General features: G+C 57.7%; 14 protein-coding genes. 11 read left to right on the forward strand and 3 right to left on the reverse strand.

The annotated features are described in order from the left end of the window. Nucleotides 1-2: 2 nt before the first annotated feature. A complete protein-coding gene (gene folE, locus GHN86_RS05135) occupies nt 3-548 on the forward strand; it encodes a GTP cyclohydrolase I FolE (RefSeq protein WP_048366310.1) in 546 nt (181 codons plus the stop codon). 101 nt (nt 549-649) lie between these two features. Further along, nucleotides 650-1,021: a glutathione S-transferase N-terminal domain-containing protein gene (locus tag GHN86_RS05140; protein ID WP_323369955.1), complete on the forward strand. Its 372-nt coding sequence runs from the start codon at nt 650-652 to the stop codon at nt 1,019-1,021. Between the two features lie 103 nt (nt 1,022-1,124). Here the strand turns inward: GHN86_RS05140 and GHN86_RS05145 are convergent, their stop codons facing one another. Together GHN86_RS05145 and GHN86_RS05150 are read right to left on the reverse strand one after the other, a co-directional pair. Beyond that, complete coding sequence (locus GHN86_RS05145; protein ID WP_153379333.1) at nt 1,125-1,727, reverse strand: glutathione S-transferase family protein; 603 nt, start codon at nt 1,725-1,727, stop codon at nt 1,125-1,127. 11 nt (nt 1,728-1,738) lie between these two features. Continuing rightward, entirely contained in the window at nt 1,739-2,905 is a 1,167-nt protein-coding gene (locus GHN86_RS05150) for a PLP-dependent aminotransferase family protein (RefSeq protein WP_153379335.1), read from the reverse strand. An 82-nt stretch (nt 2,906-2,987) separates the two neighbouring features. Here GHN86_RS05150 and GHN86_RS05155 point away from each other — a divergent pair, with 82 nt between their 5' ends. Together GHN86_RS05155 and GHN86_RS05160 are read left to right on the forward strand one after the other, a co-directional pair. Next, entirely contained in the window at nt 2,988-3,428 is a 441-nt protein-coding gene (locus GHN86_RS05155; RefSeq protein WP_153379337.1) for a MarR family winged helix-turn-helix transcriptional regulator, read from the forward strand. Nucleotides 3,429-3,530: 102 nt separating this feature from the next. Further along, the gene (locus GHN86_RS05160) at nt 3,531-4,157 is read left to right on the forward strand and encodes a LysE family translocator (RefSeq protein ID WP_153379339.1); all 627 of its coding nucleotides are present in this window, start codon (nt 3,531-3,533) and stop codon (nt 4,155-4,157) included. A gap of 219 nt (nt 4,158-4,376) precedes the next feature. Here the strand turns inward: GHN86_RS05160 and uraH are convergent, their stop codons facing one another. Further along, complete coding sequence (uraH, locus tag GHN86_RS05165) at nt 4,377-4,730, reverse strand: hydroxyisourate hydrolase (protein WP_153379341.1); 354 nt, start codon at nt 4,728-4,730, stop codon at nt 4,377-4,379. A gap of 376 nt (nt 4,731-5,106) precedes the next feature. On the opposite strand from uraH, the gene puuE reads away from it, so the two are divergent. The 7 genes from puuE to GHN86_RS05200 all read left to right on the forward strand — a co-directional run bounded on the left by puuE (nt 5,107) and on the right by GHN86_RS05200 (nt 11,975). Then, a complete protein-coding gene (gene puuE / locus GHN86_RS05170) occupies nt 5,107-6,036 on the forward strand; it encodes an allantoinase PuuE (protein WP_323369357.1) in 930 nt (309 codons plus the stop codon). Next, nucleotides 6,033-6,548: a 2-oxo-4-hydroxy-4-carboxy-5-ureidoimidazoline decarboxylase gene (gene uraD, locus GHN86_RS05175; RefSeq protein WP_153379343.1), complete on the forward strand. Its 516-nt coding sequence runs from the start codon at nt 6,033-6,035 to the stop codon at nt 6,546-6,548. Before puuE ends, uraD begins: the two co-directional genes overlap by 4 nt. Before the next feature lie 61 nt (nt 6,549-6,609). Further along, nucleotides 6,610-7,605 carry an allantoicase gene (gene alc / locus GHN86_RS05180; protein WP_153386193.1) on the forward strand — a complete coding sequence of 332 codons (996 nt, stop codon included), beginning with the start codon at nt 6,610-6,612 and terminating at the stop codon, nt 7,603-7,605. Between the two features lie 146 nt (nt 7,606-7,751). Next, nucleotides 7,752-8,255: an ureidoglycolate lyase gene (locus tag GHN86_RS05185; RefSeq protein ID WP_153379347.1), complete on the forward strand. Its 504-nt coding sequence runs from the start codon at nt 7,752-7,754 to the stop codon at nt 8,253-8,255. A 49-nt stretch (nt 8,256-8,304) separates the two neighbouring features. Beyond that, nucleotides 8,305-9,594 carry a urate hydroxylase PuuD gene (locus GHN86_RS05190; RefSeq protein WP_323369360.1) on the forward strand — a complete coding sequence of 430 codons (1,290 nt, stop codon included), beginning with the start codon at nt 8,305-8,307 and terminating at the stop codon, nt 9,592-9,594. Nucleotides 9,595-9,675: 81 nt separating this feature from the next. Further along, nucleotides 9,676-11,040, forward strand: a complete 1,365-nt coding sequence (locus GHN86_RS05195) for a nucleobase:cation symporter-2 family protein (RefSeq protein ID WP_153379350.1) — start codon at nt 9,676-9,678, stop codon at nt 11,038-11,040. 149 nt (nt 11,041-11,189) lie between these two features. Continuing rightward, nucleotides 11,190-11,975: an outer membrane protein OmpK gene (locus GHN86_RS05200; protein WP_153379352.1), complete on the forward strand. Its 786-nt coding sequence runs from the start codon at nt 11,190-11,192 to the stop codon at nt 11,973-11,975. Nucleotides 11,976-12,199 lie beyond the last annotated feature (224 nt).

Consider the following 12,199-nt stretch of genomic DNA (forward strand, 5'->3'; position numbering starts at 1 on the left):
CTGTGACATTGGAACAAAACTACACCGCCATTCTGGGCCAGCTTGGTGAAGACGTATCCCGCGAAGGCTTGCTGGACACGCCAAAGCGTGCCGCCAAGGCCATGCAGTACCTGTGCCGCGGTTACGAGCAGACCCTTGAAGAAGTCACCAACGGTGCCTTGTTCAGCTCCGACAACAGCGAAATGGTACTGGTTAAGGACATCGAGCTTTACTCGCTGTGCGAACACCACCTGTTGCCGTTTATCGGCAAGGCTCACGTCGCGTACATTCCAAGCGGCAAAGTGCTGGGCTTGTCGAAAGTTGCGCGCATCGTCGACATGTATGCCCGCCGCCTGCAAATTCAGGAAAACTTGAGCCGCCAGATCGCCGACGCGGTGATGCAGGTGACCGGTGCTCTGGGCGTTGCCGTGGTGATTGAGGCCAAGCATATGTGCATGATGATGCGCGGTGTCGAAAAGCAAAACTCGTCGATGATTACTTCGGTGATGCTGGGTGAATTCCGCGACAATGCCGCCACCCGCAGCGAGTTTCTCAGCCTGATCAAGTAACTCGGCATGCCAGGGAAAACCGGCGTTCATCGCCGGTTTTTTTTCGCCTGCCAATTTCAGGTAAGCTTCGCGCTTTCTTACATGCCAATGAGGCTTTTACTGTGTTTATCAAAGCGCTTCGCGTAGGCCTGGGTCAGTTGATCATCGCGGGCGATTTCATTACCCGCCCGAGTAAAAAACAACGCAGCGCAGCCGCTCAGACGCGGGTCGATCAGGCCGCGAAAGACCTGACGCTGTACCAGTTTCACGCCTGCCCGTTTTGCGTCAAAACCCGTCGGACCTTGCGTCGTTTAAATGTGCCCGTGGCACTGCGTGACGCCAAGCATAACGAGCAGGATCGCCAGACCCTGCTGGAGCAAGGTGGCAAGATCAAAGTGCCTTGCCTGCGCATCGAAGAAGACGGCAAGACCACCTGGATGTACGACTCCAAGGTGATCATTGACTACCTGAACCAGCGGTTTGCGGCGGTTTAAGCACTGAGCTTGACCTGAAGCCGCTACCGAGGCCACAGGTTGCGCAGCTGCCGTAATTTACGGCAGCTGCGCGGCCGATCGCAGCCTCGTGCCTCGTCAGCGACTACCCCTGCATAGCGACATGTCGCGGGTGGCTGGCCACTCGCTCCAGCCATGCAGTGATCGCCGGATAAGCACTCAAATAAAAACCGCCCTGATGCGCCACATGGGTGTAGGCATACAGCGTCACGTCGGCGATGGAGTAATGCTCGCCTACCAGAAACGGCGTGCGGCCCAACTGCTGCTCCATCACGTCCAGCGCCTTGTAACCGCGGGTTTGCAATTTGCGATATTCCTCAAGACGCTCTGGCGGCAAACCGAGGTAAAACTCGATAAACCGCGCCACCGCGATGTAGGGTTCGTGGCTGTACTGCTCGAAAAACTGCCACTGCAACACCTGTGTGCGTAAACGCGGTTCGCTAGGCAAAAACTCGCTGCCATCGGCCAGAAAGTTAAGAATCGCATTGGATTCCCACAGACAGGTGCCGTCTTCCAGCTCCAGCACCGGCACTTTGCCGCTCGGGTTTTTAGCGAGAAACGCAGGGGTTTGCGCCTCCCCCTTGAGAATGTCGATCGCGTGCCACTGATACTCAAGGCCCAGCAAATGCAGCATCAACTTGACCTTGTAACAGTTGCCCGAGTTGTAATCGCCGTAAACCTTGAGCATCGCAACTCCCTTTAGGCCGCCTGTGCGGCCTGTGCTTGACGAACAACCGCAGCCAGACGCTTGAGACCTTCGTGCAGACGTTCAGGGTCGATATGGCTGAAGTTCAGCCGCAGGCTGCCGACGTTTTCATCCGGATTGGCGAAGAACGGCTCACCCGGCATAAACGCCACGTTCTGATCCAGCGCAGGCTTGAGCAAGGTGCGGGTGTCGAAGGGCTGTTTGAGCGTCAGCCAGAAGAACAGCCCGCCTTGCGGTACATGCCAGTCGGCCAGGTCACTGAAATGCTCTTCGAGCGCCAGTTGGAAGCCATCGCGGCGCACTCGGTAGAAGTCGCGCAGTTCGGCCAGATGATTGCTCATCTTTTCTGTACCGATCCACTGCAAGGCTTGCCATTGACCGACACGGTTGGTGTGCAAGTCCGCCGATTGCTTGAGGCGCAACAAGTGCGGGTACAAATCCGGGCTGGCGATCAGGAAACCGACACGCAGGCCCGGCAGCAAGGTTTTGGACACTGTCCCGGTGTAGATCCAGCTGGCTTTTTTCAGGCGGCTGACAATCGGCGTGGCGCTGCCGCCATCGAAATTCAGTTCGCGGTATGGCTCATCTTCAATCAGGGTGACACCGAACTCGTCCAGCAACGCCGCCACGGCATCACGCTTGGCCTCGCTATAACGCACGGCAGACGGGTTCTGGAAGGTGGGAATCAAATAAATGAACGCCGGTGCGTGCTTGGTCAGTTCAACGCGCAGAGCGGCCAGATCCGGGCCGTCGGCCAGCAGCGGGAAGCTCAGGCACTCAGCACCAAACAGCTGGAAAATCTGCAACGCGGCCAGGTAGGTGGGCGCTTCGAGCATGATCTCAGTGCCTTTGTCGATGTACAGCTTGGCAGCCAGGTCCAGCGCCTGCTGCGAGCCGCTCAACACCATCACCTGGCTGGCGTCGCACTCCACGCCCAATGCACGGGCTTCGGCGGCCAGCACTTCACGCAACGCCGGCTCGCCTTCGCTCATGCCGTACTGGCCCATCGAGGCGGGCATGTCGCTCCAGTCCACTTTCGGCAACATGGCTTCAGCCGGTAGACCGCCTGCAAACGACATGACTTCCGGACGTTGGGCCGCAGCCAGAATTTCGCGAATCAAAGAGCTTTTCAGGCGGGAAACACGTTCGGAGAAGGCCATACAGATCACCGGTAGCAGAAGTAATTGGAAATAAGTCAAACTGATTGACCGAAATTACGCCGCGAAGCCTAGATACGTCAATATGCTTGACCTTAAAAATCCAACCACTCAGCGTGCCGCCATGGAAGCGTTCTTCTTTGGCTATCAAGCATTTACCGCCAAAGCGGACGAAATGCTGGCGCGTCGTGGGCTGAGTCGGGTGCACCAGCGCATCGTTTTTTTTATCGCCCATCACCCCGGCGTCAGCGTCAAGGAACTGCTGTCGCTGCTGGGCGTGAGCAAGCAAGCGCTGAACACGCCCTTGCGGCAGCTGATTGAAATGGGCCTGGTGCGCAGCGTGGCGCCCGACACTGACAAGCGCAAGCGACTGCTGGAGCTGACAGCCGAGGGCGTAGGGTTTGAAGCCAAATTACGCCGCGAACAGGTCAAGCTGCTGCAACGGGTGTTCGCCCAGGCAGGCGAAGAAGCGGTCAATGGCTGGCTGGCAATTAATAAGGCACTGGGGCAAAGCCGCCTGCCTTGATGCACTGCAGCAACTGAAAACAATACTTGCTTTTTTTGTATACAAAGCCATAAATCGAGTGACCCGGCAATGGTGCGCGGGGGATTGTGCATGGAGGACATGATGAGTCTGGAAACCTGGCTGCTGTTCAGCAGCGCGGCATTGATAGTGATCCTGATACCGGGGCCACTGTCGCTCTTGATGATCAGCAACAGTTTGAACTATGGCCTGCGGCGCTCTTATCCGGCCTTTCTGGGCGGCGTGTTTGCGTCCATTTGCCTGCTCAGTGCTTCGGCACTGGGCTTGGGCGCCTTGCTGCTGGCCTCTGAACAACTGTTCAGCGTGCTGAAAATCGTGGGTGCGCTGTACCTGTTTTATCTGGCTTGGCAAAGCTGGAAACAATCGCGCGAGCCTGCGACGGTAGCCAATGTGCCTGAGGCTGCACCCAAACCGCGCTTTAGCGCACTGTTTGGGCGCGCGTTCGTGCTGGGCGCCAGCAACCCGAAGGATATTTTGTTCTTTGCGGCCTTCTTGCCGCAGTTTCTTAGCCCTCAGCAGCCGTTTCTGCCGCAGTTACTGGTCATGATCGCCACCTGGACCGTGCTGGACCTGCTGTGCAAGCTGGCCTACGGCCTTGGTGCCCACGGCGCGGCGGGCTATCTGCGCAGCGGCAAGGGCCAGAGCTGGTTTAACCGCGTCAGTGCCGGACTGTTCAGCGTGGCGGGTACTGCGTCGTTGTTGAGCCGCTAAAACGATGCGCCGTTCGTAGCAGCTGCCGAAGGCTGCGTTCGGCGGCGCAGCCGACGTAAACCAGATGGCGCGGTCTATCCGCTAAACCTGAGCCGCTGATTTTGCGATCGCTTCGCAATCGAACGTCGCCTTCGGCAACTGCTACGAGCGGCAATCTGCGGGCAAAAAAAAGCCCGCAGTGTGAGCGGGCAAAGAACCACATGCGCAGATCGAAAACCGTTAGCTGCCGCGATAGGTCGAGTAGCTGTAAGGCGATATCAGCAGCGGCACATGGTAGTGGTCCTGCTCGGCACTGATCCCGAAACGCAGCACCACTACATCCAGAAACGCCGGCTCGGGCAGTTGCACGCCCCGGGCACGGTAGTAATCACCCGCACTGAACTGCACCTGATACACCCCGGACTGATAGTCATCCCCCTGCAACAGCGGCGCGTCGCAACGACCGTCACTGTTGGTCAGCGCCGTCGCCACCAACGTCAATTGCGAACCGTCCACTCTGTATAGCTCGACCTTGATCGAGCTGCCCGGACAGCCGTGTGCAGCATCCAAAACGTGCGTAGTCAAACGTCCCATACGATTGCTCAACCTCCACCCAGCGGTAAAAAAAGACCAATGCCGAAGCTTTTTGGGGCCACCCAAAAAACGGCGCTGCGAAGATTAAGACACTTATTAAAAAAATTGTACACAATTAAAAACCCGTTAACCCTCAGCCTACGTATCACACGGTTTGGCGCCCGTATTCCTCAAGAGCATTAGCCTAAAGCGACTTCAGATTCATAAGCTGACCAATCAGGCAAGTTTCTTGCAAGTACCTTTCCGCGATCAGACATGATAAAAATGCACGCATGCAGGGTTACAAATGGATTATAAAGTTGTATACAATCAGGCCAACGCAGTGACGCCAGGTCTGGCCAATCAACTGTTCACACCCACAATAAGGAAGACTGCAGTGAGCGCCGACTACCCACGCGACCTGATTGGTTACGGTCCAAACCCTGTGCACCCTCATTGGCCGGACAACGCCCGCATCGCCCTGTCTTTCGTACTCAATTACGAAGAAGGGGGTGAGCGCAACATCCTCCACGGCGACAAAGAGTCGGAAGCGTTCCTCTCGGAAATGGTGTCCGCGCAGCCACTGCAAGGCGAGCGCAACATGAGCATGGAATCGCTCTATGAATACGGCAGCCGCGCCGGTGTGTGGCGCGTGCTCAAATTGTTTCGCGAATCCAACATCCCGCTCACCGTCTTCGCCGTGGCGATGGCCGCCCAGCGTCATCCGGACGTGATCCGCGCCATGGTTGCCGACGGCCATGAGATTTGCAGCCACGGGTATCGCTGGATCGACTACCAGTACATGGATGAAGCCCAGGAGCGCGAGCACATGCTCGAAGCGATCCGCATCCTCACCGAGATCACCGGCGAACGCCCTCTGGGCTGGTACACCGGGCGCACCGGCCCTAATACCCGGCGACTGGTGATGGAAGAAGGCGGCTTTTTGTACGACTCCGACACCTACGACGATGACCTGCCCTACTGGGAACCGAATAACCCGACGGGCAAAGCGCATCTGGTGATTCCGTACACGCTGGACACCAACGACATGCGCTTCACTCAGGTGCAGGGGTTCAACACCGGCGAGCAGTTTTTCCAGTACCTGAAGGACGCTTTCGACGTGCTGTACGCCGAAGGTGCCGAATCGCCAAAAATGCTTTCCATCGGCCTGCATTGCCGCTTGATTGGCCGCCCTGCCCGTATGGCTGCGCTCAAACGGTTTATTGAGTACGCCAAAGGTCACGAACAGGTCTGGTTTACCCGCCGCGTCGACATTGCCCGCCACTGGCACGCCACTCACCCTTTTAACGCAGAGACTGCCCTATGAGCGCTTTCAACACCCTCAAGCCTTCCCAACTGAGCCGTGAAGCGTTCGTGGCGGCCTTTGCCGATATTTACGAACACTCGCCGTGGGTGGCCGAAAAGGCCTACGACCTTGGCCTGGACGCCAGCGTCGATGACATCCAGACCCTGCACCAGCGCATGAGTGACATTTTGTTGAGCGCCGATCACGCCAGCCAGCTGGCCCTGATCAATGCTCACCCGGACCTGGCCGGCAAAGCTGCCGTTCAGGGCCAACTGACCGAAGCCAGCACCCACGAACAAGCTGGCGCCGGTATCCACCAATGCACGGCCGAAGAGTTTCAGCGCTTCACCGAGCTGAACGAAGCCTACAAAGCCAAGTTCAAGTTTCCCTTCATCATGGCGGTAAAAGGCAGCGACCGGCACCAGATCCTCGCCGCGTTCGAAACGCGTATCCACAACCCGACAGACGTCGAGTTCAAGTGCGCGTTGGCAGAAATCAACAAGATCGCCCTGTTCCGATTACTCCAGCTCTAAGCCGGGCCGGCACCTGTCGGCAACGGATCCCCAGCCACTTATTTAAAGGCAGACAAGAAGAATGAAAGCTTACGCCGTACCGTTCGAGAAGTTCGTCAACTTGGCCGATGCCCGCCTGGGCACCAAAATCATCTCCGTGACCGATGATTGGTTCGCCGACGCCAACCGTCTGTTCCAGCCGACCCCGGCCGTATGGAAGGAGGGCGTTTTCGATGACAACGGCAAGTGGATGGACGGCTGGGAGTCACGCCGCAAACGCTTTGAAGGCTATGACAGTGCCGTCATCCGCCTCGGCGTTCCAGGCTCGATCAAAGGCGTGGACATCGACACTTCATTCTTCACCGGCAACTTTCCGCCATCTGCCTCTCTCGAAGCTTGCTTTCTGGCCTCGGGCGAACCTGACGCCAACACGCAGTGGGTTGAAGTGCTGTCGGCCGTCGAGCTGCAAGGCAATAGCCATCACTACCACGAAATCAGCAACGATCAGGCGTTCAGCCACTTGCGTTTCAACATCTACCCGGACGGCGGCGTAGCTCGCCTGCGTGTGTATGGCGTGCCGTTCCGCGACTGGTCGGCGGTAGGTGACAACGAACAGGTTGACCTGGCGTCCGCCCTTAACGGTGGCCGCGCCCTCGCCTGCTCCGACGAACACTTCGGACGCATGAGCAACATCCTCAACCCGGGCCGTGGCATCAACATGGGTGATGGCTGGGAAACAGCACGTCGCCGCACACCGGGCAACGACTGGGTCATCGTGGCGCTGGGCCATGCGGGCGTGATCGAGCAAATCGTCATCGACACCCTGCACTTCAAGGGCAACTACCCGGATTCCTGCTCGATTCAGGGCGCCTTCGTCAAAGGCGGCACCGACAGCCAGATCGAAACCCAGAGCCTGTTCTGGCGTGAACTGCTGCCGAGCCAAAAAATGGACATGCACGCCGAGCACAGCTTCAGCGAGCAGATCAAAGCCCTTGGCCCGATCACCCACGTTCGTTTGAACCTGTTCCCGGACGGTGGTGTAAGCCGCCTGCGCATTCTGGGCAAAGTGGCCAAGTAATGCCGGGAATGTAGTCGCTGCCGCAGGCTGCGATGGGTTGCGAAGCGACCCTGCTGTTGAAGGTCCTTCAGACCTTATCGCAGCCTGCGGCAGCGGCAACACAAGCAAGACGAATAATCGACAGTCATTAGAAAAAGAAGACCGCCATGCGCACATTGACGATTGAACCTTTGACCAAAGAAGCCTTCGCGCCGTTCGGTGACGTGATTGAAACCGATGGCAGCGATCACTTCATGATCAATAACGGTTCGACCATGCGCTTTCATCGTCTGGCCGAGGTCGAAACGGCTACGCCAGAAGACAAAGCCATCATCAGCATCTTCCGCGCCGACGCGCAGGACATGCCCTTGACCGTGCGTATGCTGGAGCGCCATCCGCTGGGCAGCCAGGCTTTTATTCCGCTGCTCGGCAACCCCTTTCTGATCGTGGTCGCGCCGGTTGGCGACGAACCTGTATCGGGCCTGGCCCGCGCCTTTGTCAGTAATGGCAGGCAGGGCATTAATTACCATCGCGGCGTCTGGCACCACCCGGTGCTGACGATCGAAAAGCGGGATGACTTCCTGGTGGTTGATCGCAGTGGCAGCGGTAATAACTGCGATGAGCATTTCTTTAAAGAGGATGAGCAATTGATCCTCGCCCCCCACCAATAAGAGAAGGCCTCAACGTTCAAAAAAGAACGACGGGCAAGAGGTAAAGACTGTGGAAGCACATCTAATGGAATGGCTGAATCTGGGCGTGCGCTGGATTCATATGATCACCGGTGTGGCCTGGATCGGCGCGTCGTTTTACTTTGTCTGGCTTGAGAACAACCTCAATCGGGCGCACCCCAAAGACGGCCTGGCTGGCGATTTATGGGCGATTCACGGCGGCGGTATTTACCACCTCGAAAAATACAAACTCGCTCCCCCGACCATGCCGGAAAACCTCCACTGGTTTAAATGGGAAGCCTATTTCACCTGGATGTCAGGGATTGCCCTGCTGTGTCTGGTGTTCTACTTCAATCCCGCGCTGTACCTGATCGCTCCCGGCAGCAGCCTGAGCGGCCCGGAGGCAGTGGCCATCGGTATCGGCTCATTGATTGCCGGCTGGTTCATCTACGACTTTCTGTGCGACTCCGCCCTGGGCAAACGCCCGGCGTTGCTCGGTTTCATTCTGTTTGTGTTGTTGGTTGCTGCTGCGTTCGGCCTGAGCAAAGTGTTCAGCGGACGGGGTGCCTACCTGCATGTCGGCGCCATCATCGGCACCATCATGGTCGGCAACGTGTTCCGCATCATCATGCCCGCCCAGCGCGCACTGGTGGCCGCGATCAAGGAAGGCCGTTCCCCCGATCCGGCACTGCCGGCCAAAGGCCTGCTGCGCTCGCGTCACAACAACTACTTCACCTTGCCGGTGCTGTTCATCATGATCAGCAACCACTTTCCGAGCACTTATGGCAGCCAATACAACTGGCTGATTCTGGCCGGGATTGCAGTGCTGGCCGTGTTGGTGCGCCACTACTTCAACACCCGCCACAACAGCCATAAATATGCCTGGACCCTGCCGGTCGCCGCACTGAGCATGGTTTGTCTGGCCTATGTCACCGGCCCTAAACCACCGTCTACCGCGCCCGAAACCGCCAAGGTCATCCAATACCAACCGTTGCCTGAAACCGCCGTCGGCGGGGTCAAAGCAGCCGATGCGCCGCCACCGGCAGCCGCACCGCCAGCGCCCTCGGCACCGGTTGCCAGTGTCGATTTCGAAAAAGTCCATGCGGTGATTCAGGAACGCTGCACGGTCTGCCATTCCGCCACGCCCACCAGCCCGCTGTTCAGCGCGGCCCCGGCAGGTGTGATGTTCGACACCGCGCAACAAATCAAAGTGATGGCTGCTCGTATTCAGGCCCAAGCCGTCTCCAGTCCGATCATGCCGCTGGGCAACATCACTCAGATGACCCAGCAAGAGCGTGACCTGGTCGGCGCCTGGATCAATGCAGGAGCCCAAACCAACTGACCTACACCCTGCGGGTGCTGTTGATGGCGCCCGCATTTACACACCACTAGCTCACAACAATAAAAAAGACCGAGGTGTTGCATGTCCGAGTTAACCGAACCGCGCATACCTGCCGTGACCGCCCCGCCGCCTATCCAGCGGTTGCCGTTGTTGCAATTGATTCTGGTCGGTTTGCAGCATGTGTTGTTGATGTACGGGGGCGCCGTTGCGGTGCCGTTAATCATCGGACAGGCCGCTGGTCTGAGTCGTGAGGAGATTGCCTTTCTGATCAACGCTGACCTGTTGGTGGCGGGGATCGCAACCATCGTGCAATCGCTGGGCATCGGCCCGATGGGCATTCGCATGCCCGTGATGATGGGCGCCAGCTTTGCGGCGGTGGGCAGTATGGTGGCGATGGCGGGCATGCCGGGCATCGGCATGACCGGCATTTTTGGTGCCACCATTGCAGCCGGTTTTTTCGGCATGATCATTGCGCCGTTCATGTCCAAGGTGGTGCGATTTTTCCCGCCACTGGTGACCGGCACCGTGATTACGTCCATCGGTTTATCGCTGTTTCCGGTGGCTGTTAACTGGGCAGGCGGCGGCAGCGCAGCTACGCAATTCGGCTCTCCGATCTACCTGTTCATTGCCGCGCTGGTACTGGGCACCATTTTGTTGATCAACCGCTTTATGCGCGGTTTCTGGGTCAATATCTCGGTGCTGATCGGGATGGCCCTCGGCTACATATTGTCGGGCGCACTGGGCATGGTCGACCTTAACGGCATCGGCATGGCGCCGTGGTTTCAAGTGGTGACACCGTTGCACTTCGGCATGCCGGAGTTTCACCTGGCGCCGATCTTGTCCATGTGTCTGGTGGTGGTGATCATTTTTGTCGAGTCCACCGGGATGTTCCTGGCGCTGGGCAAAATCACCGGTCAGGAAGTCACCCCGCGCATGCTGCGCCGTGGTCTGCTGTGTGATGCCGGTGCGTCGTTTCTGGCGGGCTTTTTCAACACCTTCACGCACTCCTCCTTCGCTCAGAACATCGGTCTGGTGCAAATGACCGGGGTGCGCTGTCGCTCGGTGACCATCATGGCCGGGGTCTTTCTGATTACCTTGAGCTTGCTGCCCAAGGCCGCGTTTCTGGTGGCCTCGATTCCGCCTGCTGTACTGGGCGGTGCGGCAATCGCAATGTTCGGCATGGTGGCTGCCACGGGGATCAAAATCCTTCAGGAAGCGGACATTGCCGACCGTCGCAATCAGTTGTTGGTAGCGGTCAGTATCGGCATGGGCTTGATCCCTGTGGTGCGCCCTGAGTTCTTCGCCCACCTGCCGTTGTGGATGGGGCCTATCACCCACAGCGGGATTGCCATGGCCGCCGTTAGCGCAGTGTGCCTGAACTTGATGTTCAACGTCATGGGCGGCGCCGGGCGTGCCGCCATGAGCGGTCATGTGCATCAGCACTAAACCTTGACCCTTGACCCTCACCCCAACCCTCTCCCAAAGGGAGAGGGGGCAATAGGTGATCCGCTTTTGCCTTTAGTTCCCTCTCCCTCCGGGAGAGGGCTAGGGTGAGGGCGCTTTTGCAGTAAAAAACAATAAAAAGGGAGTTACCCATGCACTGCAAACACTGGGGCGTCACGCTCGCGGGTGGGTTTTTGGCTGCCAGTCAGGCCATGGCCGGAGATCTGTTTTTATGGCAGACCAACAGCCTGACTTACCTCTACGGCAAGAACTTCGCCATCAACCCTTCGATCCAGCAGATCGTCACCTTTGAACATGCCGACAAATGGAAGTACGGCGACAACTTCCTGTTTGTCGACCGCATCTTCTACAACGGCAAGCCAGACCCCAACAAAGGCCCGCACACTTACTACGGCGAATTCAGCCCACGCCTGTCGTTCGGCAAGATTTTCGATCAAAAACTCGAGTTCGGCCCCATCAAGGACGTGTTGTTGGCCATGACCTACGAGTACGGCGAAGGTGACAGTGAAGCCTACCTTATCGGCCCGGGTTTCGACCTCGCAGTGCCGGGGTTCAATTATTTCACCCTGAACTTCTACCGCCGCCACACCGAAGGGCCGCGCCCCGGCACAGGCACCTGGCAAATTACCCCGGCCTTCTCCTACAGCATCCCTCTGGGCCGCTCCAACCTGTTGATCGACGGTTATATCGACTGGGTGGTCGACAACGATCAAAACTCCCGCGGCACCTATCACTCCAACCTGCACATCAACCCGCAAATCAAATATGACTTGGGTCGCGCACTCAATCTGGGCGAAAAGCAGCTGTATGTCGGCATTGAATACAGCTATTGGAAAGACAAATACGGCATCGAAAGCAGCAGCCGTCTGGACACCAACCAGAACACCGCCAGCGCCCTCATCAAAGTCCACTTTTAGTTTAAACAGGTGCCCTGCCCTGCGATTGCGCTCATCTTCATTCATTGCGCAATAACAGGGCACTTGAGTGCGAAGCCCAGAGCCAGTATTCTGCGCGCCCTCTTAAAGACGAGCCTTGTTTAAAGCTGACTTCAAAGCCAACTTAATGCGTCTAAACAACGCGTTTAAGCCCTTTTCTCCACATTAATTCACTCAACTGCCCCTTGGCAGTCGAGCGATAAATG

The organism is Pseudomonas helleri, from assembly GCF_009600315.1.
Lineage (GTDB): Bacteria > Pseudomonadota > Gammaproteobacteria > Pseudomonadales > Pseudomonadaceae > Aquipseudomonas > Aquipseudomonas helleri_A.